Annotated in this window: 23 protein-coding genes; 16 read left to right on the top strand and 7 right to left on the bottom strand. The window is 70.5% G+C overall.

The genetic code is table 11. The features are described 5' to 3' along the window. Positions 1-8: 8 nt before the first annotated feature. Positions 9-1778 (bottom strand): ABC transporter substrate-binding protein, encoded by a 1770-nt coding sequence (locus Mam01_RS18350; protein ID WP_204286513.1) that lies wholly within the window; start codon positions 1776-1778, stop codon positions 9-11. 198 nt (positions 1779-1976) lie between these two features. Here Mam01_RS18350 and Mam01_RS18345 point away from each other — a divergent pair, with 198 nt between their 5' ends. Next, positions 1977-2990, top strand: coding sequence for a LacI family DNA-binding transcriptional regulator (locus Mam01_RS18345; RefSeq protein WP_150933454.1), 1014 nt, complete (start codon positions 1977-1979; stop codon positions 2988-2990). A gap of 162 nt (positions 2991-3152) precedes the next feature. Further along, positions 3153-4568 (top strand): LCP family protein, encoded by a 1416-nt coding sequence (locus tag Mam01_RS18340; RefSeq protein WP_239101410.1) that lies wholly within the window; start codon positions 3153-3155, stop codon positions 4566-4568. A 33-nt stretch (positions 4569-4601) separates the two neighbouring features. Here the strand turns inward: Mam01_RS18340 and Mam01_RS18335 are convergent, their stop codons facing one another. Further along, a complete protein-coding gene (locus Mam01_RS18335) occupies positions 4602-5507 on the bottom strand; it encodes a hypothetical protein (RefSeq protein WP_204286512.1) in 906 nt (301 codons plus the stop codon). Between the two features lie 267 nt (positions 5508-5774). Here Mam01_RS18335 and Mam01_RS18330 point away from each other — a divergent pair, with 267 nt between their 5' ends. The 8 genes from Mam01_RS18330 (at position 5775) to Mam01_RS18295 (ending at position 12870) form a co-directional block, all read left to right on the top strand. Beyond that, the gene (locus tag Mam01_RS18330; protein ID WP_150933456.1) at positions 5775-6809 is read left to right on the top strand and encodes a sulfate ABC transporter substrate-binding protein; all 1035 of its coding nucleotides are present in this window, start codon (positions 5775-5777) and stop codon (positions 6807-6809) included. A 10-nt stretch (positions 6810-6819) separates the two neighbouring features. Next, on the top strand, positions 6820-7641 hold the full coding sequence (cysT, locus tag Mam01_RS18325) for a sulfate ABC transporter permease subunit CysT (protein WP_204286511.1): 822 nt from the start codon (positions 6820-6822) through the stop codon (positions 7639-7641). Further along, the gene (locus tag Mam01_RS18320; RefSeq protein WP_204286510.1) at positions 7634-8431 is read left to right on the top strand and encodes a sulfate ABC transporter permease; all 798 of its coding nucleotides are present in this window, start codon (positions 7634-7636) and stop codon (positions 8429-8431) included. The genes cysT and Mam01_RS18320 overlap by 8 nt, the downstream gene beginning before the upstream one ends. Then, positions 8421-9386 carry a sulfate/molybdate ABC transporter ATP-binding protein gene (locus Mam01_RS18315; protein WP_150933459.1) on the top strand — a complete coding sequence of 322 codons (966 nt, stop codon included), beginning with the start codon at positions 8421-8423 and terminating at the stop codon, positions 9384-9386. Before Mam01_RS18320 ends, Mam01_RS18315 begins: the two co-directional genes overlap by 11 nt. A 3-nt stretch (positions 9387-9389) precedes the next feature. Further along, positions 9390-9782, top strand: a complete 393-nt coding sequence (locus Mam01_RS18310; RefSeq protein ID WP_150933460.1) for an RrF2 family transcriptional regulator — start codon at positions 9390-9392, stop codon at positions 9780-9782. A gap of 88 nt (positions 9783-9870) precedes the next feature. Further along, entirely contained in the window at positions 9871-11421 is a 1551-nt protein-coding gene (locus Mam01_RS18305) for a serine/threonine-protein kinase (protein WP_204286509.1), read from the top strand. A gap of 98 nt (positions 11422-11519) precedes the next feature. Next, positions 11520-12452 (top strand): ATP-binding protein, encoded by a 933-nt coding sequence (locus Mam01_RS18300; RefSeq protein WP_204286508.1) that lies wholly within the window; start codon positions 11520-11522, stop codon positions 12450-12452. A 31-nt stretch (positions 12453-12483) separates the two neighbouring features. Beyond that, complete coding sequence (locus Mam01_RS18295; protein WP_204286507.1) at positions 12484-12870, top strand: SCO5389 family protein; 387 nt, start codon at positions 12484-12486, stop codon at positions 12868-12870. A gap of 7 nt (positions 12871-12877) precedes the next feature. On the opposite strand, the gene Mam01_RS18290 is transcribed toward Mam01_RS18295, so the two are convergent. Then, positions 12878-13636, bottom strand: a complete 759-nt coding sequence (locus Mam01_RS18290) for a beta-ketoacyl-ACP reductase (protein ID WP_204286506.1) — start codon at positions 13634-13636, stop codon at positions 12878-12880. Positions 13637-13963: 327 nt separating this feature from the next. On the opposite strand from Mam01_RS18290, the gene Mam01_RS18285 reads away from it, so the two are divergent. Both Mam01_RS18285 and Mam01_RS18280 read left to right on the top strand, forming a co-directional pair. Next, entirely contained in the window at positions 13964-14170 is a 207-nt protein-coding gene (locus Mam01_RS18285; protein ID WP_204286505.1) for a hypothetical protein, read from the top strand. Positions 14171-14193: 23 nt separating this feature from the next. Then, entirely contained in the window at positions 14194-15579 is a 1386-nt protein-coding gene (locus Mam01_RS18280) for a hypothetical protein (protein WP_204286504.1), read from the top strand. Positions 15580-15738: 159 nt separating this feature from the next. Here the strand turns inward: Mam01_RS18280 and Mam01_RS18275 are convergent, their stop codons facing one another. Further along, positions 15739-17310 carry an HNH endonuclease signature motif containing protein gene (locus Mam01_RS18275; RefSeq protein ID WP_204286503.1) on the bottom strand — a complete coding sequence of 524 codons (1572 nt, stop codon included), beginning with the start codon at positions 17308-17310 and terminating at the stop codon, positions 15739-15741. 1241 nt (positions 17311-18551) lie between these two features. Here Mam01_RS18275 and Mam01_RS18270 point away from each other — a divergent pair. Next, positions 18552-19208: a GNAT family N-acetyltransferase gene (locus Mam01_RS18270; RefSeq protein WP_204286502.1), complete on the top strand. Its 657-nt coding sequence runs from the start codon at positions 18552-18554 to the stop codon at positions 19206-19208. Positions 19209-19285: 77 nt separating this feature from the next. Here the strand turns inward: Mam01_RS18270 and Mam01_RS18265 are convergent, their stop codons facing one another. Next, entirely contained in the window at positions 19286-19819 is a 534-nt protein-coding gene (locus tag Mam01_RS18265) for a hypothetical protein (protein ID WP_204286501.1), read from the bottom strand. A gap of 236 nt (positions 19820-20055) precedes the next feature. Between Mam01_RS18265 and Mam01_RS18260 the strand changes: the two genes are divergently transcribed. Continuing rightward, complete coding sequence (locus Mam01_RS18260) at positions 20056-23076, top strand: AfsR/SARP family transcriptional regulator (protein ID WP_204286500.1); 3021 nt, start codon at positions 20056-20058, stop codon at positions 23074-23076. A 299-nt stretch (positions 23077-23375) separates the two neighbouring features. Here Mam01_RS18260 and Mam01_RS18255 read toward each other — a convergent pair whose 3' ends face one another. Continuing rightward, positions 23376-24848 carry a DUF7059 domain-containing protein gene (locus tag Mam01_RS18255; protein ID WP_373868703.1) on the bottom strand — a complete coding sequence of 491 codons (1473 nt, stop codon included), beginning with the start codon at positions 24846-24848 and terminating at the stop codon, positions 23376-23378. A gap of 110 nt (positions 24849-24958) precedes the next feature. On the opposite strand from Mam01_RS18255, the gene Mam01_RS18250 reads away from it, so the two are divergent. Further along, a complete protein-coding gene (locus tag Mam01_RS18250) occupies positions 24959-25282 on the top strand; it encodes a hypothetical protein (protein WP_150933470.1) in 324 nt (107 codons plus the stop codon). Here the strand turns inward: Mam01_RS18250 and Mam01_RS18245 are convergent. Next, entirely contained in the window at positions 25269-25859 is a 591-nt protein-coding gene (locus Mam01_RS18245) for a TetR/AcrR family transcriptional regulator (RefSeq protein ID WP_204286499.1), read from the bottom strand. The genes Mam01_RS18250 and Mam01_RS18245 overlap by 14 nt on opposite strands. Positions 25860-25961: 102 nt before the next feature. On the opposite strand from Mam01_RS18245, the gene Mam01_RS18240 reads away from it, so the two are divergent. Beyond that, on the top strand, positions 25962-26429 hold the full coding sequence (locus Mam01_RS18240) for a winged helix-turn-helix transcriptional regulator (protein ID WP_204286498.1): 468 nt from the start codon (positions 25962-25964) through the stop codon (positions 26427-26429). The last annotated feature ends 13 nt before the right edge of the window (positions 26430-26442 follow it).

The raw sequence follows: 26442 nt of genomic DNA, 5'->3' as shown, positions 1-26442 counted from the left end.
CGAAAAGATCAGCCCCCGGAGGCCGGCTGGAGTTCGGTGAGCATGAGCGTGCCGCCCATCTCCAGCCAGTTGCGCCACACCGTCGGCGGATACTTCGGCGTGCCCTGCGCACTCGACGGCCAGTTCTTCCAGACCGAGTTGGTGGTCTGGGACCACAGGCCGTTGTACCAGAGGGGGATGACGGGCATGTCGTCCAGCTGGATCTTCTGCAGCTCCGAGGTGATCTTCTTCATGCCCTCCAGGTCCTCGGGCTTGACCTGGTCGAGCTGCTGGGTGAGGTCCCACGCCCGCTTGTTCTCGTACCGGCCGTAGTTCGTCGTGGTCTGCAGCTTCTGCACCGGCAGACGGAACAGGTAGTCGTAGTACAGCCAGGGGGTGTTCGCGAGCTGCTTGTCGTTGTTGATGACCATGTCGAACTTGCCGGTGTTGCGAATGTCGACGAGCGCGTTGTAGTCGGGGAAGTCGGCCTCGATGTCGATGCCGGCCGCCTTGGCGCTGGAGCTGATGACCCGGGCGGCCTCCATCCAGTCGGTCCATCCGGCGGGCACGATGAGTTTCAGCGAGACCTTGGCGCCGTTCGGCGCCTCGACCAGCCCGTCGCCGTTGCGGTCCTTGTAGCCGGCGTCGGCGAGCAACTGCTTGGCCTTGTCGGGGTCGTAGGAGAAGCCCGCCTGGGAGGTGACGTTCTTGTCGATGTACTTGTCCCACTGCGGCAGCAGGCCGGTCGGGTCGGAGGCCTTGACCAGGTTGCCGTAGACGCCCTCGACGATCTTCTTGGTGTCGATCGAGTAGGCGACCGCCCTGCGGAACTCCTTGTCGTCCATCGGCTTCTTGGTGGTGTTGAACCACAGCCACGCCGTGTTCGCCGACAGCATGTACGGCGGCTGGTCGTAGAAGGTCTTGATGCCGAAGTTGCCCTTGACCAGGTTCGCGATGCCCGGCAGGAAGTTGACGCTGAGGTCGAGGCCCTTCTGCAGCAGCAGGCCCATCGCGACCTCGTTGCTGGAGTTGACGATGTCGACGATGTACTTCGGCTTGACGTCCTTGTTCAGGGCCTTGGTCGCCCACCATCCGTCGCGCTTGACCCAGACCATGCGGTCCTGGTCGTGCGACTGGTACGCGTACGGGCCGGTGCCGACCGGCTTCTCGTTGATCCCGTTCATCACCTCGTCCTCCGACCTGCTCTCCCACAGGTGCTTGGGGACGATGGCCCGGCTGTAGAGGTGGTTGGCCCACTCCTGGTGGTTGGCCGTGGTGAAGGTGAACTTCACCGTGTAGTCGTCGACCTTGGCGGCGGACTTCATCCAGGACCACAGCGGGTGGTAGGGGACGGTCTCGAACTTGCCGAGTTCGAAGGTGAAGATGACGTCGTCGGCGGTGAAGGGCTTGCCGTCCGACCAGGTGACACCCTTGCGCAGCTTGAGCGTGTACTCCAGGTCGCCGGTCCAGTCGCCGCTCTCGGCCAGCCAGGGCGAGAACTTGTCGGTGTTCGGGTCGTACATGAACAGCGTCTCGTAGACCAGGCCCTTGGTGCCGGTGGAGAAGTCCCACTCGCGCAGGGGGTTCCAGTTCGCCGGGGGTCCCCACTGGGTGCCGCTGGTGTAGAGGGTCTCGTTGCGGGGGAAGGCTCCGCCGCTGCCGGCCGCCGCCGGGGCCGCCGCTCCTCCCGCGGCCCCTCCCGCCGCGCCGCCCGGGGCCGGCGTGCCGCCGCCCGAGCAGGCCGCGCTTAACAAGCCGGTCACCAGCACCGGTACAAGAAACCGCGCTCGGTTTCGCATGGTGTCTCCTCTTTCCCCACGCGACGCCGCGCGGGGTCTGCACTCCAGGCCCCGATGTTGCTCGGCTCGCTACTGCTGAACCGGATAAGTGCCGAAACCGTAAAATCCGAATGTCGGTGGTGTCAATAGGAAGAAGATGGAGGCAAAGTAACGGTAGTAAGCTGACAGCCACTGGACCGGTTCAGCCCGAGGGGACACGTGAGAAGACCGACCATCGCGGACATCGCACGCCAGGCGGGGGTCTCCAAGGGGGCGGTCTCGTACGCCCTGAACGGCCAGCCGGGGGTGTCGGAGGCCACCAGGGCGCGCATCCTGGCCATCGCCGACGAGATCGGCTGGCGCCCGAACATCGCCGCCCGCGCGCTCAACGGCGCCCGCGCGCACGCCGTGGGCCTCGCCCTGTGCCGGCCCGCCCGCTTCCTCGGCGTCGAGCCGTTCTTCATGGAGCTGATCAGCGGCATCGAGGCCGAACTGTCGGCCCGCTCGTACGCGTTGCTCCTCCAGGTGGTCGGCGACCACGAGGCGGAGATGGGCGTCTACCGCCGCTGGTGGGGAGAGGGCCGGGTGGACGGCGCGATCCTCGTCGACCTCCACCTCGACGACCCCCGGGTGCCGGAGATCGAGGAGATGGGCATGCCCGTCGTCGTGATCGGGCACCCCTCGGCCGCCGGATCGCTCCTGCCGGTCTGGGCCGACGACGGCGCGGCCGTACGGGAGACGGTGGAGTATCTCGCCGCGCTCGGGCACCGGCGCATCGCCCGCGTCGCCGGACTGCCACGGCTCGTCCACACGGTCATCCGCGACCGCGCGTTCACCGACGTCTGCGCCGGCCTCGGCCTGGACGTCTGCCCCACGGTGCACACCGACTACACCGGCGAGGAGGGAGCCCGGGCGACCCGCCGGCTGCTCAGCTCGCCCGACCGCCCCACCGCGGTCGTGTACGACAACGACATCATGGCCGTGGCCGGTCTGTCCGTCGCCCAGGAGATGCGGCTCGACGTGCCGGCCGACCTGTCCATCGTCGCCTGGGACGACTCCCCGCTCTGCCAGGTCGTCCGGCCGCCGCTGACCGTGGTCGCCCGCGACATCCCGGCGTACGGCGGGCACGCGGCGCAGCGGCTGCTGTCGCTGATCGACGGCGCGGACACCAGGCCGCTGGAGGACGTGCCTCCGCGCCTCACCACCCGCGGCAGCACGGCCCCGCCCGCCTGACCGTCTCTCCTGACCGCCTCTCCCGCCTGACCGTCTCTCCCGCCTGACGGTTCACGCGTTTGGAAGGTGACGTTCAGGGAAGATCGCTACACTTGACCCCGTTTGCCGTAGCCGGCTCTCGACCAGGCGGGAAGCCCTGGTCCGACCCTCAGGAGCACGACAGTGGGTCACGTCGACGTGCGTCCCGCCCCTCCGGCGGAGGACCTCCCGGCGCCACCTCCCCGGACACCGCCGAAGTGGCGGGCCTGGCTGTGGGTGGGCCTGTCGGGCATGCTGGGCGTGCTGACGGGCGCCGTCACGGTCACCGCCGGTCAGTACGTCAAGCTGACCGGCAACGTCCGGCACGAGGCGGTGACGAAGCAGGACCTCGGCGACGCGCGGCCCCAGAAGATCAGCAAAGCGCTCAACGTGCTGATCGTCGGCTCCGACCAGCGTGACGGCGCGAACGCCAAATACGGCAAGTTCCCGGGCGAGCGCACGGACACGATCATCCTGGCGCACATCTCGCCGAACCGGGACGGCGCGGTCCTGATCAGCTTCCCCCGCGACTCGCTCGTCCAGTTACCGGCGTGTTCCGCCAAGGGCGACCGGTTGCCGGGCCAGCGGCCACACGTCGGGATGATCAACGAGTCGTTCAACTCCGGCGGCATCGGCTGCACCTGGAGGACGATCGAACGACTGACCCAGATCCACATCGACCACTTCGTGAAGGTCGACTTCACCGGCTTCAAGGCGATGGTGAACGCGCTGGACGGCGTGCCGGTCTGCCTGCCGCAGGCCGTCAACGACAAGAAGGCTCTGCTCACCCTGCCCGCCGGCAGGCAGGTGCTCAAGGGCGAGCAGGCGCTCGGGTACGTCCGCGCCCGCTACTCGCTCGGCGACGGCTCCGACATCGGCCGGATCCAGCGGCAGCAGATGTTCCTGGCCTCGATGGCGAAGAAGGCGATGAGCGGCGAGACGCTGACCGACCCCGCGACGCTGTTCGGGTTCCTCGACGCGGTGACCAAGGCGATCACCACCGACCCCGACCTCACGATCGGCGTGATGAAGGACCTCGCGATGAGCGCGAAGGGGCTGACTGCCGGGCAGATCCGCTTCGTCACCACCCCCTGGCGCTACTCGGTCACCAACCCCGGGCGCGTCGAGTGGGTGCAGCCCCAGGCCAAGCGCCTGTTCACCATGGTCGCCGCCGACCAGATCGCCAAGAACGTGCGAAGCGGTGAGCAGAAGATCCCCAAGTCGCAGATCCACATCCTGGTGCGCAACGGCAGCGGCAGGCAGGGCCTCGGCACCGAGGTGGCCGCCGAGCTGGAGCAGCGCGGCTACCACATCGTGAAGGTCGAGCAGGCGCCCAGGCCGTACGCGAAGACCACCGTGGCCTACTCCGCCAACGGCGAGGGCCGGGCGTCGCGGCTGTACCGCGAGCTCAGGAAGACGCGGTCCCACCTGGTCCGCACGGCCACCACCCAGGCCCTCGTGCTGGGGATCGGCGCCGACTGGCAGGGGATGAAGCCCCCCAAGACGCTCGACGACGTGGAGGGCTTCGACGCGACCCAGGACAGCTGCACGGCCTCCTGAGCTGCACTGCTTCCTGATCTGGCGGCTCCTGATCTAGAAGAGCAGGTCCAGTATGCCTCCGCCGCGCCGCGGCGCCTCCTGGGTGGGGGCGGGCGCGGGAGCCGTGGTGGGCTCGGACGTCGGCTCGTTCGTCGGTGCGACGGTCGTCGGCGCCTCGGACGGCTCGTCCACCGTCACCGGAGGCTGTGACCGCACCGGGCCGCGCGACCGGGTCGGACGCGGAGACGCGCCGGCCCGCGGCCCGGTGTCCTGCGTACGGGCCGACGTGTCACGGGATGGCGCCCGGGTGGTTGTCCCAGGGGTCGGCGCGGCGGGCGAGGGGTCGTCGTCGCCCGTCCCGGGATCGGCGAGCGCGGCGTCGTCACCGGAGTCGTCGCTGGGCACAGCCTCCGGAGTCGGCGTCAGGGACGTCGCCGGGGCGCCGGCCGCGCAGCCGCTCGCGCCACTCGCACTGCCCGGACCGCACGCCGGTTCGGCGGGGCTGCCCACCCACAGGGCCAGGGCCCAGATCGCGGCGACGAGGCCGACACCGATCAGGCCGGCCCGCAGCAGCATGCCGCCGCGCCGCGAGTCCTCCTCGTCTCCGTAGGCGTCCACCTCGTCGTCCTCGGGATCGGGAGCGCTGCGCCAGCCCGACCCCAGGAAGCCCCGGGGCTCGCTGTCGCCGGAGGACTCCAGGACGACGGTCGCGGGCTTTTCGGTATCAGGACGCCAGTCCTCCGCCAGCACGTCGCCGTGATCGGCCTGTTCGCCCTGTGTCCGGTCCTGTGCCTGCCCCTGAATCTGCTGTCCCGGGGTCGCGGCGAGGGCCGCCTCGTCGTGCTCCTCCGACCAGAACCGGTCTCCCTCGGCGTCGTTCCGGGCCTCGCCCGCGATGTACGGCCGTACCAGCGGGCCGGTCTGCTCGTGGGCCTCCTCGCCCTCGGCCGGGTCGTGCATGAGGGTCCTTCCGTACTTCCTAGGTGAACTTCACAGGTGAGCTGAGCGGGGGTCGTCTCCCGCCCCCGCCGAACGTTCCTAGCACCTCTCGACAGTCTTTGTCCGGAAATTTCACAGCAATCACTGGAATCCATCCTGTCACTGAGATGTCACTCCGTGCGCCACTCCAGCCCCAAACCCAGCAAACCCATCGGAGTTGACGGAATCTCTGGAACGGTCTTTAATATCGACTAAACCGACTGACATGGTAGGAATAGAGGGCAAGGCATGAGAGTGCGCAGGCTCGGGGCCATCGCAGCCGCCGTCGTGGCGACGTCCACCCTGGTCACCGCCTGCGGGGGAGGCGACAGCGCCGGCGGGGGCGACAGCGGGGGCGGCGGCAAGGTCCAGTTGGCGCTGGTCGCCTACTCCACCCCCCAGGCGGCGTTCAAGGACATCATCGCGGCGTTCCAGAAGACGCCCGAGGGCAAGAACATCACCTTCACCCAGTCGTTCGGCGCGTCCGGCGACCAGAGCCGCGCGGTGGCCAACGGCCTCAAGGCGGACATCGTCGAGTTCTCCCTGGAGACCGACATCACCCGACTCGTGAAGGCCGGCATCGTCGCGCCGGACTGGAACTCCGGCCCGGGCGCCGGGCCCAGCAAGGGGATTCTGACCAGGTCCGTCGTCGTCATCGGCACCCGCAAGGGCAACCCGAAGGGCATCAAGACCTGGGACGACCTGATCAAGCCGGGAGTCGAGGTCATCACCCCGAACCCCTTCACCTCCGGCGGCGCCCGCTGGAACCTGCTCGCGGGCTACGGCGCGAAGTCGGACAAGGGCGCCGACCAGGCCGCCGGGCTCACCTATCTCGACTCGCTGCTCAAGAACGTGCCGGTCCAGGACGACAGCGGCCGCAAGTCGCTGCAGACCTTCACCGGCGGCAAGGGCGACGCGATCCTCACGTACGAGAACGAGGCGATCTTCGCCCGGCAGAACGGCCAGGAGCTCGACTACACGGTTCCGGACGCCACGCTTCTCATCGAGAACCCGGTGGCCGTGACGAAGAACAGCGCGCACCCGGCGGAGGCCGCGGCCTTCCTCAAGTACCTCTACTCGGTCGAGGCGCAGACGATCTTCGCGAAGAACGGCTACCGCCCGGTCGCCGACGGGGTGACCGGCTTCGACTGGCCCGCCCCGCCGCAGCTGTTCACCATCCAGGACCTCGGCGGCTGGGACAAGATCACCACCGAGTTCTTCGACTCCAAGACCGGCAAGGTCGCGGACATCGAGCGCAAGCTCGGCGTGGCCACCGAGAAGTGAGAGTCGTCAAATGAGCGTGGACGCCGCAGTGGGAGTGCGGCCGTCCCGGCGCCTGGCCGGCGGCACCGCCGCCGGCCTCGGGACCGCGGTGCTCTACCTGAGCCTGATCGTGCTGATCCCGCTGGCCGCCGTGGTCTGGCGGTCGGCAGACGAGGGCCCCGGATACTTCTGGCGCTCGGTCACCACCCCCGACGCCTGGTCGGCGCTCACCCTGACGATCGGCGCGTCCGCCCTGGTGGCCCTGGTCAACCTGGTCATGGGCACGCTGATCGCCTGGGTGCTGGTCCGCGACCGCTTCCCGGGCAGGGCGGTCCTCGACACGATCATCGACCTGCCGTTCGCGCTGCCGACGATCGTGGCCGGTCTCGTCCTGCTCGCGTTGTACGGCCCGCAGTCCCCGCTCGGGATCAACCTGGCCTACAGCAGGGCCGGCGTCGTGCTGGCGCTGATGTTCGTCACGCTGCCGTTCGTCGTCCGTACGGTGCAGCCGGTCCTGCTGGAACTGGACGCGGAGATGGAACAGGCCGCGGCGTCCCTCGGCGCCCGGCCGTTCCAGACCTTCCGCCGGATCATCCTGCCGAACCTGCTTCCCGCGATGCTGTCGGGCACCGCGCTCGCCTTCACCCGGGCGATCGCGGAGTTCGGCTCGACCGTGCTGATCTCCGGCAACCTGCCGTTCAAGACGCAGGTCGCGGCGGTGAACCTCTTCAGCCAGATCGAGGGCGACAACATGACGGGAGCGGCCGCGATCGCGACGGTCCTGCTCGTGGTGGCCCTGGTCGCGCTGATCGCACTCGACGTCCTGCAGCGATGGGGGAGCCGCCGTGGCTAAGCACGTCCTGCGCCTGACCGCCGTCGCCTACATCCTGTTCCTGCTGGTCCTGCCGGTCGGGCTGATCATCTGGCGGACCTTCGGAGACGGGCTCGGCCCGTTCGTCGAGGCGCTGACCTCGCCGTCTGCCGTACACGCCTTCAAGGTGACGATCACGGTCGCCGCCTGGGCGGTCGTGGCCAACACGGTCTTCGGGGTCGGCGCCGCACTGCTGCTCGTCCGGCACGAGTTCCCCGGCAAACGGCTGCTCGGGGCGTTCATCGACCTGCCGATGGCCGTCTCGCCGGTCGTCGTCGGGCTCGCGCTCATCCTCGTGTACGGCCGTTTCTCCCCCGTGGGCGGCCTGCTGGAGAGCTGGGGAGTCCAGGTGATCTTCTCCACTCCCGGCATGGTGCTGGCCACGGTGTTCGTCGCGCTGCCCCTGGTCGTACGGGCCATCGTGCCGGTGCTGGAGGAGCTCGGCGACGAGCAGGAGCAGGCCGCGCACACCCTGGGCGCGAACCGTCTCCAGACGTTCGCCCGCATCACGCTGCCCGGCATCCGCTGGGCGCTCGGCTACGGCGTCGTGCTCTGCCTGGCCCGCTCGCTCGGCGAGTACGGCGCGGTCGCGGTGGTGTCGGGACGGCTCGTGGACCAGACCCAGACGCTCACGCTGTTCGTCGAGGAGCGGTTCCAGAACTTCGACCAGCCGGCCGCGTTCGCGGCCGCCACGGCCCTCGCGCTGATCGCCGTGGTCACCCTGCTGCTCACCAAGCTCCTGCGCCCGAAGGATCTGTCCGATGGCAATTGAGGTACGCGACGTCAACAAGTCGTTCGGGGCCACGCCGGTCCTGCGCGACGTGTCCGTGGACGTCGAGTCGGGGTCGCTCACCGCCCTGCTCGGCCCGAGCGGCGGGGGCAAGTCGACGCTGCTGCGGGTGATCGCCGGGCTCGAACGGCCCGACACCGGCACCGTCCGGATCTCCGGCGTCGACGCCACCCGCCTGTCGCCCCAGCGCCGCAACGTCGGCTTCGTGTTCCAGCACTACGCCGCCTTCAAGCACCTGTCGGTCTTCCGCAACGTGGCCTTCGGCCTGGAGATCCGCAAGCGGCCCAAGGACGAGATCCGCAAGCGGGTCATGGAACTGCTGGAGCTGGTCCACCTGGAGAAGCTGGCCGACCGTTACCCGTCGCAGCTCTCCGGCGGCCAGCGCCAGCGCATGGCCCTGGCCCGGGCGCTCGCGGTGGAACCGGAGGTGCTGCTGCTCGACGAGCCGTTCGGCGCGCTCGACGCGCAGGTGCGCAAGGAGTTGCGGGCCTGGCTGCGCCGGCTGCACGACGAGGTGCACGTCACCACCGTCTTCGTCACCCACGACCAGGAGGAGGCCATCGAGGTCGCCGACACGATCGTGGTCCTGGCCAACGGAGAGGTCGTGCAGGCCGGCAGCCCGGGCGAGGTGTACGACAACCCCGCCAACCCGTTCGTGATGCGCTTCCTCGGCCCGGTCACCGAGATCGGGGGCAGCCTGGTCCGGCCGCACGACATCGAGATCAGCTCCGGCCCGGTCGAGGGCGGCTCCCCCGCCGTGGTCTCCCGCGTCGTACGGCTCGGCTTCGAGGTCCGCGTGGAGGTGAAGATCGGCACGGAGGAGGCATGGGTCCAGGTGACACGTGAGCAGGCCGACCGGCTCGCGCTGGAGCCCGGCGACACGGTGCACCTCAGGCCCTCCCCCGGGGCCCGGTCCCTGGTTCTCAGTGCCGTGTGAGAGATGCGGCTCTCCGTCAGGACCCAATACGCCCTGCGCGCCGCCGCCGAACTGGCCGCGGCGGCGCCGGGGCCCGTCCCGGCCGAGCGGATAGCGTCGGCCCAGGGCATTCCCCGGCGTTTCCTCGACAACATCCTGTTGCAGATGCGGCGGGCCGGTCTCATCCACAGCCAGCGGGGCCCGGAGGGCGGTTACTGGCTCGCCCGGCCCGCCACGGAGATCACCCTCGCCGACGTCGTGCTCATCGTCGAGGGAGCGCCGCAGGACAACGAGGATTTCCACGGCGTCGCCGGGCCGCTCGCCGAGGTCTGGACGGCACTACGCGACCACGAGCAGGCGACGCTCACGGAGGTCACCCTCGCCCACATCGCGGCCGGTTCACTTCCGCCCCTCTAATCACCGCTATTCGCCCGGTTGGTTGTGCAAGACTCCGCATTCAAGGTGATTTCACGGCGAAACGTGCCAGGCGTAGAGGGCGGGCGAGATGGGTGCTGCTGGGCGGCTCATCGTCAAGCGATACCGGTTGGTCCGCGCTCTCGGCCGTGGCCGCACCGGGGTCGTCTGGGAAGGGCACGACACCCTGCTCGACCGGCCCGTGGCGGTCCGGGAGGTGCTGCTGCCCCCCGGCCTGGGCGAGACCGCGCGGCTGCGGCTCGTCCACAGGATCGCCCGGGAGGCCCGGCAGGCGGAGGCCCTGCGTCACCCGCACATCGCCGCCGTCCACGACGTGGCCGAGGAGGACGGCACTCCGTACATCGTGATGGAGCTGGTCCGTTCCCGCTCCCTGGACGGGATGGTCGCGGGCGACGGCCCGCTCACGCCCGCGCAGGCCGCGCCGATCGCCCGGAAGGTCCTGTCCGCGCTGGCCCACGCCCACGCCGCCGGCGTACGGCACGGCGACGTCCGGCCGGCCAACGTCCTCGTCGGGCACGACGGCCGGGTGCTGCTCGCCGACTTCGGCGTCTCCGTGCTCGCCGCCGACCCGGCCTTCGCCCCCACCCGCCGCGACCCCGCCGCCGTTCCCCCCGCTGCTTCCTCCACAGCTGCTTCCCCCACAGCTGTTCCTGTCCGGCGGGACCCGGAGGACTTCCTCGCTCCGGAACGTTCCGCGGACGACCCCCGCACCATCGCCGCCGACCTGTGGTCGCTGGGCGCCACCCTTCATCTGGCGGTCACCTGCCGGCCGCCGTCGCAGCCGCTCGGAGAGGTCCCCGAGGAGCTTCGCGCCGTACTGACCGGGCTCCTCGCCCGGGACCCGAGGCGGCGGATCGACGCGGAGACCGCCGACCGGCTCCTCGCCGAGGCCGAACCACCCGCTCCCGCTCCCCCCGTACGGCGGAGCCTCGGCCGCACCCGGCTGGTCGCGGGCGTCGCGGCGGCCGTAGTGGTCGCCTGCGCCGTAGGCGGCTGGGCGGTGCTGCGCCCCGGCGCCGAAAGCCGGGCCGCCTCCCCGGTCGCAACGCCCATGGCGTCCCCGTCTGCCCCTGCGTCTGCTCCTGTGTCTCCCGCTGTTTCTCCCTCGGGGCCGGCCGCCGTGCCCGTCACCGGCTCGGCCGCTCCCGCGCCGCGGCTGAAGTTGAAGTGGTACCGGTCGGACGCCGGCTGGCGGGCCGGTGTGCCCCGCGACTGGACCCGCGAGGACCAGCCGTACACCATCGCCTGGCGCGCCCCCGACGACGCGGCGGCACTCGTCGTCGAGGTGACCGCGCAGAGCGGCACCGATCCCCTCGCGGCGCTCGGCGAGGCCGAGGCCATCTTCCTGCCGACCGCCAAGAGCTATCGCAAGCTCCGGCTCAAGCCCGTGACCAGCCCGTACGGACCCTCCGCCGACTGGGAGTTCACCTGGAAGCCGCGGAAGGCGTCGGAAGGGGACCACCTGGTCAAGGGGGTCGGATATCACCAGTACCGGCGGGTGATCTCGACGGGAACGACGACCAGCGTGCTGACCTGGACCGCCCGGGCCTCCGACTGGGACGCCCTGCGGCCCACCCTGGTCAAGGTGTTCTCGCTCTTCCAGCCGCCCGCCACGAGCTGAAACCCTCTCCCCGCCCTCGCGGATGTGCCATGATGAGCCACGACCGAAAGTGACAACGGTTTTCATTTTCCGATGGTCATACAGCTGGGGGGCTCGCCATGCGGGTGGCGTTCGTCGGCAAGGGCGGAAGCGGAAAGACGACCCTGTCGTCGCTGTTCGCGAGGTACGCGACACGGCGGGGACCGGTCGTCGCGATCGACGCGGACATCAACCAGCATCTCGGCCTGGCCCTCGGCGCGACCGGGCAACCTCGGCCGCTGGGCGGGATGTTGACCGAGATCAAGGACTACCTGCGGGGCGACAACCCCCGCATCCGCGACACGGCGTCCATGGTCAAGACGACTCCCCCCGGCCGCGGCTCCCGGCTGGTCCAGCTGGACGACCCGTTCTTCCCGTCCAGCCACATCGACGGTGTCTCGCTCATGGTCACCGGCCCGTTCGGCGAGGACGACCTCGGGGTCGCCTGCTACCACTCCAAGGTCGGAGCGGTCGAGCTCTACCTCAACCATCTGGTCGACGGTCCCGGCGAGTACGTCGTGGTGGACATGACCGCCGGAGCCGACTCCTTCGCCTCCGGGCTCTTCACCCGGTTCGACCTCACCTTCCTCGTCGCCGAGCCCACCCGGCAGGGCGTCGGCGTCTACCGGCAGTACCGCGACCACGCCGCCGGATTCGACGTCCCGCTGGCCGTCGTCGGCAACAAGATCCACTCTCCGGACGACGCCGACTTCCTCCGCGAGCACGTGGGCGACGACCTGCTGACCTGGTTCGGCCACTCCCCCGCCGTCCGCGCGATGGAGCAGGGCCGGCCGTTCACCCTCGGCGACCTGGAGCCCACTGCCCACCAGGCCCTCGCCACCATGCTCGACCGGCTCGACACGCAGCCCAAGGACTGGGCGAAGTTCGGCAGGCAGGCGGCCGAGTTCCACACCCGCAACGCCCGCGCATGGGCGAACCGCGCCACCGGCGACGACCTGGTCGCGCAGATCGACCCCGAATTCGTGTACGGCCCCGCCGTCACCACCCCCTGATTTGCCGAAAGACACAGAGAGGAGAACAGCCATGTCGCTGTCCGTGCCCGACAACCTGCTCGCCCAGGCCCGTACCGGTGAGGTGGACGACGCGGCCTTCGTCGCCTGCGTCCGCGACTCGCTGCCGTACGCCTGGACGACGATCACCGCGCTGATCGAACGGCGCGACCGATCGGGGGCCGACTTCGCCGACAACCAGGTGCCGCCGCCCGACGAGGCCTCCCGCGGCCAACTGCTGCGCTGCCTGGCCAGCGACGCGATGCGCGGTGCCCTCGAAAGGCACTTCGGCGTACGGCTCGCCTTCCAGAACTGCCACCGGGTCGCGGTCTTCGACCCGGCCGCGACCGAGGCCTACGGGGAGTTCGTCACCCCCCGCGCGCAAATCCTGAACCAGAGCCCCGACCTGGTCGACTGCTGACCACCCGCTACTGCGAGCCGCCGTTGACGTAGAGGGTCTGTCCCGTGACGTACGACGCGTCGTCGGAGGCGAAGAACGCCACCACCGACGCGATCTCGGTCGGCTGGGCGACCCGCCGCAACGGCACGAACTGCGAGGCGACGGCCTGGTGCTCCTCGGGCGACATGCCGAGGCGCACCGCCGTCGCCTCCGTCATCGGCGTCGCCACATATCCGGGCGCGACCGCGTTGACGCGGACCCCGAACTGGCCGAGCTCGATCGCCAAAGTCGCGGTCAGCCCCTGGATCCCCGCCTTGGCCGCCGAATAGTTGGCCTGCCCGCGGTTGCCCAGCGCCGACCGGCTCGACAGGTTGACGATGGTCCCCGACCTCTGGTCCACCATGTGCTTCTGCACCGCCCGGCTCATCAGGAACGCGCCCTTCAGATTCACGTCGAGCACCTTGTCCCAGTCGTCCTCCGACATCCGGAAGACCAGGTTGTCCCGCGTCAGCCCGGCATTGTTCACCAGCACATCGATACGCCCGAACTCGGCCACCACCCCCGACACGAGAGTCTCCACCTGGGCACTGTCGGAGACGTCGCCGCCGAAGGCGACCGCCCTGCCTCCGGTGACCGTGATCTCGTCCACGATCGTGGCGCAGCGATCCGCGGTGAGGTCCACGCACGCCACCACCGCACCCTCCGCCGCGAGCCGGCGGGCCGTCGCCGCACCGATCCCCCGCGCCGCACCGGTGACCACGGCGAACTTCCCGACGAACCGCTCCATCGCCAACCTCCACACCCAAGCCCGCGCCCGTACCCGTGCCCGATCACAGCAACTTACTCGGCGCTCCCCACAGAGACGCCCCCCACACCCGCGTGGGCGAAGGACCGGCCCTCCTGCGCATCACGAATGTGCCCTGGACGACAGTGACCCGCCATGCGAACATACGTTCGATGAACAGAGATCATAAGTGGGAACGGATCCCCTGGTTACATCAGGATGCTCGCTTCTCCCCTTCTCATCCGGACTGGAGTGCGTGTGCGTCCATCAACCTCTGACCGTGGTCCGCTGTCTCGCCGATTAGTCGCCCTTGCCGGTCCCCTGCTCCTGATGATGGGCCTGCTCGTCGCTCAGGCGCCCGCCGCCGCGGCCGCCGGGATCGTCACCGACCTCGGTGTCGCCGTCGGGAGGGGCGGAGACGTGGTGGCGCGCGGCAGCAAGGTCTTCGTCGCCGCCGACGATCGGATCGTGGTCGCGTCCCTCGACGGTCAAGTCATCGACACGATCAGAGCGGCCTGTCCGGGGCCGTCGCCCTGACCGCGCCAGACGGCGGCAGGAGGGTGTACGCGGCGCTCCGCGACTCGCATGAGGTGATCGAGATCGACACCGCCACGGTCACCATCACCAGGCGTATCGACCTCACCTCGTACCCGTGCCCGTCGAATCTGGCACAGTCCCATACCCGGCTGTGGATCGGATACGGGTGCGGCGAGGCGGGAGAGGGAGGCGTCGTCGGTCTCGTTCTGTCGGAGACGACACCCACGCCCGTCCGGGTCGGGCCGGCTACGACCCAGCCTCCGCTGGTCGCCGTCACCGGGAACACGCTGGTGGCCGGGGAGCCGGGAGTCAGCCCCGCCGTAGTCAGGGTGTACGACGTCAGCACCACCCCGGCGACTCCGCGCGGCGAGATCCGCGGAGACGCGAACGGGCTGCCGCCCCTGCGGGACCTCGCTCTCACCGCGGACGGGTCGGCGGCGCTGTCGGCCCTGGCCGATACCCGCCAGTTCGACGCCTGGGACACGACAACCCTGGCCCGGGCCCGCGCCTACGACAGCAGCGCATTGAGCGAGCACGGTCTCCCCGCCGCTGTCGCGGCCAGTCCGGACGGCGACTACGTCGTCGGCGGCTGGAACTCCTCTCAGGGCGACACGGCGGAGCTCGTGGTGTACGACCCGGCCACGGCGGAGGTGATCTACGAGGCCGACTACCAGGGCAAGGCGTTGGTGGCAGGCAGCATCGCCTTCTACGGCACACTCACCTGGGGAGTGCTGAAGGAGCCGGAGACCGGGCGGATGCACCTCTGGCGGCTGCCGCCTTCGCCCTTCCACTCCTCCACACTGACCCTGACAGCTCCCCCTGAGGCGACCGCGCTCAAGCAGTTCACCCTCGGCGGACGGCTCACGCTGAGCAACGGATCGCTGCCCGGCGTACAAACGCTCGAACTGTACCGCTGGCTCCCCGACGGCACCTCCCGGCCCTTCCAAGAGATCACCACGGCGGCGGACGGGACCTATCAATTCACCGACACTCCCCCGTCCACCGGGACGTTCAACTACCTCGTGTACTGGCCGGGCAACTCGTGGTTCGGGGGTCGCAGCGCCTCGGCGACCGTCACGGTGACCCCGTATCAGCCGACGCTCACCGTGACCGGACCGGCGACAGGGGTCGTAGGCGAGCGACTTGAATTCAGCGGAACCTTCGGCGCCGACGGCGTCTCCTTCCCCCGAACGACGATCACCGTCACACGCAGAGTCGTCAGCCCGGATGGCACCGTCACCTCGAAGGCCCTGGCAAAGGTGGCCCCCGCCGTCGACGGTTCGTTCGGCTTCGCCGATACGCCGACCACGGCCGGCGAACACACGTACACCGTCAGGCTGGTCGGGAATTCGATCGTCGCACCGGCGAACACCACCCACGTGGTCACGGTCCTCCAGCCGTCCGCGTAACATCCCGACGAGCGGGTGACGGCGACCCGGATCGCCGTCACCGACGGTCGTGCACTCTCGGTTGTCCACCATTGCCTCCGTACCCGGTCCGCACTTCAACCGCGCTCCGTGCATGCTCCGACCGTGTTCGGAGCCCCGGCACATGTCCGCCGCCCGCCTCTACGTGCGCCGCCGGGTGGTGCGGGGGTTCTGGTAAGTGAAGGCCCAACGGTCGTCGCCCACCTTGCGGCAGGTGTACCGGCTCGGGTGGCGGTAGCGGTCGCGGTTGTGGAACTGGCACGCCGGTCCCAGCAGCTTGAGATCGGTCAGCCCGCCGCTGCACCAGTCCTCGGCGTGGTCGATCTGGCACAGAGTGGCGGGCAGCGGGCAGCCGTCCACCCAGCAGGCGGCATACCGGGCGAAGACCGCCCGCCGCTGCGCCGGGGTGGCCAAGCGGACCTTACGGCCCATGTCCAGCACCTGCCCCGCGGCATCCATGACGATCCTCACCAGAGTGCTGGTGCGCGCCAGCCGGTGCACGCTGACAACGGGCAGCAGATGCCCGGTCGCCAGAATCAGCCCCGGCAACCCCCGCAACCACACCCCCGGCGGCACACTGCCTCCAACCCCCGCCCGGCCACCCCCCAGCCAGCCGTCACCTCCCGGCCAGGTCGTACCTCCCGGCCAGGCGCCGCCGCTCGCCCACGACGGACCGCCGTGTTCCTCACCCGGCGGAGCGCCATGCTCGGCCGGGGGATCAGGGGCATGCGCCTGCTGCTGACGTGCCTGCTGTGGCCGCCACGCTCGATTGCTGCGGTGTCCCCGCTCGCTCTCCTGGTCGTGTGCGCCGGGGTCGTCGGCGTGGCTCTGCTGGACGTCATCGCACGCGCGCAGGTCGCCGTGCTCGTCGCCACCGGTCGGATCCAAAAGCGGCGGAGCGGAAGCCGGGTCGCCGATGGGCGAGCCACCGGTTGCTGCGCGACCGGTTTTGGCGTCGGTGTCGTCGGTGTCTGGGGGGTCGTCGGGGAGGGATTCGGCGTTGACCAGTACCAGAAGCTCGGTGGCGATCTTGTTTTCCAGGAACGCGATCAACGCATCGGCGTTCCGCATGCTCAGCGTGCGGTCATCGCCCTCGGCCCTGGGCTTGGCGTAGGCGTCGAACAGGTGCTGCAACCGCGCGGCGGCCTCCACCGGCAGGTAGAACTCCCCCTCCACACCGCCGTTCCTGCGCCGACGCACCCGGAAGAACCGGCGGTCGAAGTCGGCTTGTTCGTCCTTCTCGTGGCCGTCGGGGTCCAGCACCGCCCGCAGATATCGCCCGGCCTTGGCCACCTCTGCCGCGCCCACCGATTTAGCCAGCTCCAGCAGGATCCCCTCAGCCGTCTTCGCCTGGTCGTCGGTCAGCCCGGAGGTGGCCGTGCAGATCGCCTCCACGATCCCCTCGGCCAGGCCACCCTCGGCGAACAGGCGGCGCACGTCCTGCAGGCGGACCAGCTCCATGCTCATCGTCACCAACCGGCCGGCTCCCGCAGGGGTCATCCCTCCGGCGGAACGCAGCCACAACTTGGTGGACGCATGCCCATGGATCCTCGCCTCCCCGGCCCGATGCACCCGGCCCACCCGGGCAGCCAACGCGCTGGTAATCCGGTCGCGAGCCGCAAGCAACTCCTCGGCCTCAGCCAGGCACACGCCCGAGTCCTCCGGCACCGGTACCAGCGCCACCGCCCGCGCCGCCTCAGCAACCGCCGCCACCGCCACCCACGACGACGACCCCGCCTCGGAAGCACCACCAGAGGCAGCCCCAGAGGCAGCCCCAGAAGCAGCATCGGAAGCACCAGAAGATGCACCACCGGACGGGCTGTCGGCATCCCGATCACGGCCTGTGTGCCGATTCCGGCCCTCTTCACCAAGGCCAGCGCCAGAGGCGCCACCAGGAGCACCACCAGACGCACTGTCGGGAGCGTCACCGAATACATCGCCACAAGCGCTACCCGGAGCGCCACCGAAAGCGGCCTCCTTCGCCTGGCGGTCGCTACGGCTCGCGCGCTCTCGCGGCCTGGGGCCGACGATCGGGACATTTTCACGGGCGGCCGAACCCTCGGAAGACCACAGCGGCGAGCCGGCCGTCAGCCGTTCCCACCAGTCGGACTCCTCGCCAATCGAACGACGGAGGTGGTCAGACCCAGCATCATCGAACAGGTCCATCGCACCCCCAAGTCAATTCGAATTCCTGTGTGCATTATTTCACCTCCCATCACTGACAGCAACCAGGCGAATGCGATAGTTGGAGCTACGGATCAGTCTGGCGATATCAACACAACTCGGATGTCAAACTCATCAGACGCGTTTAGGCACCGTGCCCTGTCGCCACCGCGGCTCAGCGGAAAAGCAATCCTCAGAAGGCCGCGAGGACGTCGAGCGCTTCCGGACAGACAGGTCGAGCAACGCAATTGGATCGGTGAGGGACATCGACTGGGAAACCGATTGGCCGAAGCACGCCGGAGCATGCGCGTAGGAGGCGCACGTAGGAGGCTGACCCAGGGAAGGCTGAGGACGGACTCCCCCCTACGACCGATACGACCGGCAGGTCCTCCGCGCCACCGGCAGGACCCGGAACGTTGAGCCGGGCGGGCGGTCCGGGCGCTGGGGCCGGACTGGCGAGCCCCGGGGGCGGGACTCGTAGATACGGGAACCGGGTGGCGGGAATCGGGTGGGTGGGGACGGGGTGGCGGGGGCCGGGAAAGGGCGTCGCGAGTGCCGTCGCCAGGTGGTTCGACGCACCGTCGAAGGCGTCCGCCTGATCGTGCTGAACGGTCCTCAGCGCGCCTGCGGATCATTGACTGAATCTTTACCCTGAGCGCCTGTGGCCGGGAGCGACGATCACCCATCTGACCTGGGCATTCTCGACCAGGCACGGTCCTTAACCCGCACCCCGCCAAGATGTCTTGTGCCATTTGGCATCAGGCGTGCCCGGCAGCCCCCATCATGTGCTCATGCCCGCTTTTGTCACCCTGTCCGGGCGCTCCGTGCGCCTGGAACCGCTCAGCTTCGCGGTGCTCGACGATCTTGTCGCCGCGGCGAGTGAAGACCGTTCTACGTACGCCTTCACTCGCGTTCCCGCTGGACGGAACGAGATGGCCTCCTACGTGGAGGCCGCCTTGGCTGAGCAGGCGGAGGGCCGCACGATGCCCTTCGCCATCCGGTGGCTGCACACCGACCGCGTGGTCGGTGCCACCCGTCTGATGAACCTGGAGTACTGGCAGGGCCCGATGCCCTGGCCGCCGGGTACCAAGGGCGCGGTGGGCGAGGTCCCGTCCGTCGCGGACATCGGGTACACCTGGCTCGCCGCGTCGGCCCAGGGCACCGGTGTCAACCGGGAGAGCAAGTACCTGGTGCTCTCCCTCGCCTTCGAGACCTGGCAGGTTCACCGGATCACCCTCAAGGCAGACGTACGCAACACCCGATCCCGGGCCGCCATCGAGGCCCTCGGCGCGCACCTGGACGGTGTGCGGCGAGCGGACAGCCGAGGCGCCGACGACACGGTCCGAGATACCGCGTACTACTCGATCCTGAGTCCCGAGTGGCCCGCCGTACGCGAGCGTCTGCGCGCGAGGCTGGGCCTTCTGGAACCGGCGTCGGAAGCAGCCTGACCAGCCCCTGTAGACAGAGCCCAAAGAAAAGCGGCCCGTCCCCGGGAAGGGACGGGCCGCGTGACGCCGGTGGACGATCAGGCGTCGTAGCCGTACTCGTCATCGTAGGCGTTGTAGATCTCGTGCCAACCGCCGCACTTGACCGGGAACTGGCTGTACAGACCGATCTGGCAGACCTGCGCCTGGACCTGCGCGACGTCGTAGCGCCAGAAGTTGATCTGCTTGTAGCCGCCGGCGCCGCAGTACTTGTACGACTTGAAGCTGGAGGACCAGTCGTCCTCGCTGTCGTCCCAGTCCTGGACGCGGAACCGGATGTAGGCGCACTTGCCGCCGTGCCGGTAGGTGCGGTTGTCCAGGTCGTACAGCTTGCCGGTGACGTGGACCCGGTTCGACTCCTCGTCGTCGTAGTTCACGTCGATGTGGCCCTTGGCCTTGGCGAGGTGGTTGGAGGACCAGTAGGTGCCCCACCACTCCGAGTAGTCCCAGTCGTCGTGGTGGGAGGCGGAGGCCGCGGACGCCGGGGCGGCGCTGGCGGCGGTCGTGAGGGCCGGCAGCCCGAGGGCGGCGACGGCGGTCGCGGCGGCGAGGCCGAGGGTGATGGAGCGACGCATTTCGGTTCTCCTGTTCGAGGACGATCCCCCGAGGCGGGTGCTGTCGGGGTTGCGTCTCAGTGATAGGCCCCTCCGCCTGCAAATCGCTTTCACCGCCCAGATGGTGGTTTGCAGGCCGCTTTCAAGCACCTGAACACACGCTGAACCCTGGTAAATCAGCGGGAGCGTTATACGTGCGCCTCTCCGCACGATCTATCATTTGCTCACGAATCTTGCCGTTCAGGAGACAGGTCCACATGCCTGACCACGCCACCTCGGACGACCTGCGCTTCGCCGTACTGGGACCCGTCCTGGCGTGGCGCGACGGCGTCGAACTCGACCTCGGCACGCCCCTGCAACGCTCCATTCTCGCGATGTTGCTGCTGCGGGAGGGGCACGCGGTCTCGCCGACCGAGATGATCGACGGCGTGTGGGGGGAGGACGCGCCGCCGCGTGCGCTGGGCGCGCTGCGCACCTACGTCTCCCGCCTGCGCACCGTCCTCGAACCCGGCCGCTCCCCCAGGACGCCGCCGCAACTGCTGACCTCGGTGGGCCGGGGGTACGCGCTGCGGCTCGGCCCCGCCCGGTTCGACCTCGCCGTCTTCGACCGGGAGTGCTCCGCCGCCGAGTCGGACCGCCGTACGGGCCGGGTGGAGCAGGCCGCCCGGCGGCTCCGCGGCGCCCTGGGGCTGTGGTCGGGCGAGCCGCTCGCCGGCGCGGTCGGGCCGTACGCCGAGCACCAGCGCGACCGGCTGGCCGAGCGCCGCATCGGCGCCGTCGAGGCCCTCATGGAGGTCGACCTCGAGCTCGGCCGGCACGCGGAGATCATCTCGGAGCTGGTCGCGCTCGCCGCCGAGCACCCGCTGCGCGAGCGGATCCGCGTCCAGCTCATGCTGGCCTACTACCGGTGCGGCAGGCAGGCCGAGGCGTTGTCGGTGTTCACCGAGACCCGGCAGGCGCTGGTGGACGAACTCGGCATCGAGCCGGGCGCCGAGCTGAGCGAGATGCACCGGCGCATCCTCGCCGCCGACCCCTCGCTCGCCCCCGCGTCCCCTCCCGTACGGCTGTCGCAGCACGACGATCCCGACTACGGCGACGACGGAGAGACCACCCCGGGTCACGGCCCGATGGTCGAGATGCCGCGACCGGCGCAGCTTCCGGCGGCGATCACCGACTTCACCGGCCGCACCCGCCTGGTGCACCGGCTGCTCGCGCTGCTGCGCGGCGAGGGCCCGGCCGGCGGCACGGGAGAGGGAGTGCCGATCGCGGCGATGTCGGGCATCGGCGGCGTGGGCAAGACGACCCTGGCCGTCCACGTGGCCCATCTCGCGGAGGACCTGTTCCCCGACGGCCAGCTCTACGCCGACCTGCGCGGGTACGGAGTCGAGCCCACCGCGCCGGAGACCGCGCTGGTCGCGTTCCTGCGGGCGCTCGGCATCCCGATGGACGTGATCCCCGACGGCCTCGCCGAGCGTTCGGCGTTGTTCCGGTCGCTGCTCGCGGACCGCAGGATGCTGGTGCTGCTCGACAACGCCCGCGACGCCGACCAGGTGGAGCACCTGCTGCCCGGCTCGGCCGGCTGCGCCGCGATCATCACCAGCCGGGGCAAGCTGGCCGACCTGCCCGCGGCGCGGCTCGTCGACCTCGACGTGCTGGAGCCCGACGAGGCGCTGTCGCTGCTGGCCGCGGTCGCGGGACCGGAGCGGGTGGCGGCCGAGCGGGCGGCCGCGATGGACGTGGTGGCCGCCTGCGGCTTCCTGCCGCTGGCCGTGCGGATCGTCGCCGCCAGGCTCGCCTCCCGCCCGTCGTGGACGGTGGCCTCGCTCGTCCCCCGGCTCGCCGACGAACGCCGCCGCCTGGACGACATGAAGATCGGGAACCTGGCGGTCTCGGCCACGTTCGCCCTCGGGTACGGCCAGCTGGACGCCCGGCAGGCCCGGGCGTTCCGGCTGCTGTCGCTGCCGGAGGGCTCGGACATCTCGCTCTCCGCCGCGGCGGCCCTGCTCGACCTCACCCTCACGGAGACCGAGGACGTGCTGGAGTCTCTGGTGGACGCCAGCCTGCTGGAGGCGCCCGCGCAGGGCCGCTACCGCTTCCACGACCTGCTCAAGCTGTTCGCCCGGCGGCAGGCGGAGACGGACGAGGAGCCCGAGGCCCGGGCGCTCGCGCTGCGCCGCCTGCTGGGCTTCTCGCTGGCGTCGGCGGGCGCGGCGCACCGGCTCGCGTACGAGGGCAGCGCGATCGCCGACAACCTGGTCGACCTGGGCATGCGCGGCCACTCCTTCGGCTCCGCCGACGAGGCGGTGGCGTGGCTCTCGGCCGAGGCCGAGAACCTGTTCGCGGCGGTGGCCCGGGCGTACGGGTCGGGAGAGGACCTGGTCCCCGCGGCCGACCTGCTGCTGGCGCTGGAGCCGCTGCTGGAGTCGGGCACCAACCAGCGCGAGTTCGAGCAGCGCGTGTCGGCGCTGCTTACGGCCGCGCGGAACGCGGGCGAGCGGCGCGCGGAGATGCGCTGCCGGTACGTGCTCGGCCGGGTGCTGTTCGGCGCGAACCGGCTGGCCGAGGCCGAGTCGCACTTCCTCTCCGCCCGGGCCCTGGGTGAGGAGACCGGCGACCACGTCGTGCTCGGCGAGACGTGCAACGCGCTGGCGGTGGTCGCGGGGCGGCAGCGCCGCCACACCGAGGCGCTCGACTGGTTCGGCCGGGCGGCGACGATCTTCCGCGAGGTCGGCAACACCGCGGGCGAGGCGCTGGCGTCGTGCTACTCGGCCCGCGACCACCTCGGCCTCGGCCGTCCCGGCGACGCCATCGCCGCCGCCGAGCGGGGTCTCGCGGTCTTCTCCGAGATCGGCAGCGGCGCCGGGACGGCCCGGGCCCGCTATCACCTCGGCAACGTGCTGTCACACGTCGGACGGCTCAACGAGGCCGTCGTCCACCACGCCGAGTGCCTGGCCTTCTTCCGCGCGAGCAACCAGCGGGTCTGGGAGCAGCGGGTCTGCTACCGGCTCGCCGCGACCTTCATCGCCGCCGGCCGGTACGCCGAGGCCGCCCGGCACGCCGAGGAGGCCCTCACGGTCAGCCGCGAGATCACCCACCCGTACGGCGAGGCGCAGTCACTGGCCGCGCTCGGCAAGGCCCTCATGGGCGTCGGAGAGGCCGCGCGGGCCGGGGACGCCCTGGAGAAGGCCCTGGAGATCTTCACCCGGCTCGGCTCGCCCGAGGCCGCCGACATCACCGCGCTCCTGGCCGGCCAGGCCCAGACCCAGGCCGACACGTAGGTCGTATCGCAGGTCGTCGTCCAACCGGCTCATCCGGACGTGGTTGATCACGCGCTCGCCCCTTCTCGTGTCCCGGGGACCCGTACCCCGGAGAGATCGGCCCGGCCGGCCGCCCGCCGCCTTGGGGCGCGCAGGGGGCCCGGTCCTTACCGGTGCGCCCCGTGGCGGCTCGCCGCCTCACATGAACGACCGGCCAGGCTTCGGTGCGGGCCCCGAACCCCCCCGGAGCCCGCACATGACCAGAGTCGCCCGGGGCGTTCAACTTCCGATCAACACGGGGTTGCAACCGTGCTCGCGAGCTAGCCGGCAATCGAGAGGAAGCCCTCGGCGACCAGTGGGCGGAGCGCCGCGGGCGCCCGGCCGAGCACGGCGTCCGGGTCCTCCCCGGTGAGTTCCGCGATCGCGGCGAGCAGCGGCCGCGTGGGCAGGTCGCCGTCGCACACTCCTGCCAGAGCCGCCTCCACCGTCCCCACGGCGGCCGTACGGCGGGCGCCCCGGGTCTGCCGGAGCACGATGCGGGAGGGGTCGTCGGCGCCGGGCGGGCCCACGCGCTCCTCCACGACGCCCTCGGCCACCCGGAGGCGCGCGTCGAGCAGGTCCTCGTCGGAGAGGTCGTACGCCGTGCGCGCCGCCCGCAGGACCTCCTCGACCAGCGCGCCGGCCGGCGGCTCCACCGGGTGCGTCAGCTCCTCCACCCGCACCAGCGGGCTGAGCGAGCCGGAGTCGTGCAGGGCGATCCAGCCGAAGCCGACGCCGGTCACGTCCATCGACTCGAACCACGCGAGCCACTCGTCGTAGCGCTCCCGGTAGGCCGAGGTGCCGTGCTCGGCGGAGTCGCGCAGCCACAGTTCGACGTACTCGGCGGGGTCCTGCACGTCGCGTTGCACGGCCCAGCCGTCGCAGCCGGTCTCGGTGAGCCAGCCGCCCACCCTGTCCTGCCAGTCCTCGCCCTTGACGTGCAGCCAGTTGGCGAGGAAGCGGGCCTGCCCGCCCTGGGTGAGATGGCGGGGCGTGCGCCGGACGAGCTCGCGGCAGAAGTCGTCGCCGTGCCGCCCGGTCTCCCGGTAGGTGTACCTCGCCTCCGGCGCGATGACGAACGGCGGGTTGGACACCACGAGGTCGAACCTCTCGCCGTCCACCGGGTCGTACATCGACCCCTCGCGCGCCTCGACGCCGTGCACGCCGGACAGCTCCCAGCTGAGGCGGGCGAGCCGCAGCGCGCGGCGGTTCACGTCGGTCGCGACGACCTCGCCGGCCCGGGGAGCCAGGTGCAGCACCTGCACCCCGCAGCCGGTGCCGAGGTCGAGCGCCCGGCCGACCGGGGCGGCCCAGCCGAGCTGGGCGAGGTTCGCCGACGCCCCGCCCGCCCCGACGACGTGGTCGGGGCGCAGGGAGGGGTCGCCGGGCCGCACCTTGCGGTCGGAGACGACGTACGCCGGACCGGCCGTCCCCGCGTCCCAGGGCTGGAGATGCACGGTGGACTGGACGGTGTCGCCCAGCCGCACCAGCAGGCCGGCCTCGATGAGGTCCTGGAGGGGCAGGTCGGCGGCGGCCATGCTGACCGGGACGCCGAGCCACCACAGGCGGATCAGCGCGGCGAGGGGGTCGGCGTCCCTGGTGGCGCGCAGCGCGGGCACGATCTCCTCGCGGGCCAGGGCCGAGGCCGCCATGTCGCCCAGTCGCTCACGTACGCCGTCGATCGAGTAGCCGGTCTCCACGAATCTGTCGCGAAGCCGTCGGACCAGGTCAGAAGGGGCGTCCACGGATCGAATGTATCGCGGCGCCGCCGGACGGCACGCGGACTTCGGCGGTAAGCCGTTGATAAGTGAAACTCAAGCAGCAGGCCGTATTCATATGGGGAACCCCCCGACCGAGGACCTCGATGCTGCTGCCCTGTCTGGCGTGCGACTGCCGCCTGCGCTCCGACGAGTATTTCGACGCCTGCCACGACTACAACCGGGCCAGGGACGTCGTCATGTGGACCTGTCCCCGTTGCGGCAACCGGGACGAGATCCGCGTCTTCCCGGGAGAGCTGGGCTTCGGGTACGCCCGCGGCAGGCGGTTCGACGTACAGGACCGCGTGCCGGTGCCGGGGCTGCGGCGCCACCGCTACGAACTGCGGCTGGAGATCTGTCTCGACGGCCGGGTGTGGCGGGTGCTGAGCCGGGAGCTGCCGGGCCCCGGCGTGGGCGCTACGGCGTCTTGAGGCTGTGCCAGGCGGCCTCCCCCAGCTCGCGGATCTCCTCCGCGGTGGGCTGGTGGGCGCCGCTGAACCACAGGCGGCACATCTCCTGCGCCGGGCCGAGCCACAGCACGTAGCACATGGTGGGGGGGACCGGCCGGAGCTCGCCGTTCTTCACGTGCGGCCGCCACCAGTCGGCGACCTGGCGGAAGAAGTCGCGCCGCGACTCGGCGACCTCCGGACCGCCGGGCTCGTTGCGGCGGGGCGGGCGCTCGCTGATGAGCAGACGGGCGCGTTCGGGGTGCTCCCCGCACCACGCCATGTGCAGGGCGACGATGGCCTCGATCCCGCCGCACGCGTCCTCGTGGCGGAGGAGCTCGTCGACGAACGCGTCCTGGTACGCCTCCAGGATCTCGGCGTAGAGCACCCCGTAGACGTGCTCCTTGCTGGTGAAGTGGTGATAGAAGCTCCCGACGCTGACGCCGCTCTCCTGGCGGAGGCTGGCGAGCGTGGTGGCGGACACCCCGCTCTGGCTGAACCTGCGCAGGGCGCCCTCGATGATCCTCGCCCTGCCGTCCCGCCCGCTTCTCACATTGTTCACAAAGTCAATGGTGAACCAACAGAACCTTGTTCTGCAAATGCGGGAGTGGCTTCGGATTCGATTGTGGCAGAGCGGAAGGGGTTTGTGCATACGATGCGTGACATGCGGCGTTATCGGGTGGACAACTGCTCCATCGAGCGAACCCTCGCCGTGCTCGGCGAGAAGTGGACGCTCCTGGTGCTGCGCGAGGCGTTCAACGGCGTCCGGCGGTTCGCCGATCTCCAGGCGCGTACGGGGGCGCCCCGGCAGGTGCTCAGCGCCCGGCTGTCCCGCCTCGTGGACGAGGGACTGCTGCGCAAGGTGCCCTACCAGGAGCCCGGCCAGCGCCAGCGCGACGAGTACCGGCTCACCCAGAAGGGGCTCGACCTCTACCCGATCCTGATCGCCCTGATGCACTGGGGCGACCGCTACCTCGCCGACTCCGCGGGGCCGCCGGTCGTGGTGACCCACCGCGACTGCGGCGCACCGGTCGCGCTGCGGCTGCTGTGCGCGGACGGCCACGAGGTCGGCGGGCCCCGGGAGGCGACCCCCCGCCCCGGTCCCGGCGCCCGGCTCGGCGCCTCAGCCTAGCCACGCAGCCTGA

The organism is Microbispora amethystogenes, assembly GCF_016863015.1.
Taxonomy (GTDB): domain Bacteria; phylum Actinomycetota; class Actinomycetes; order Streptosporangiales; family Streptosporangiaceae; genus Microbispora; species Microbispora amethystogenes.
Note: the sequence above shows the minus strand (reverse complement) of the source record. Positions and strands in the feature narration are given on the sequence as shown.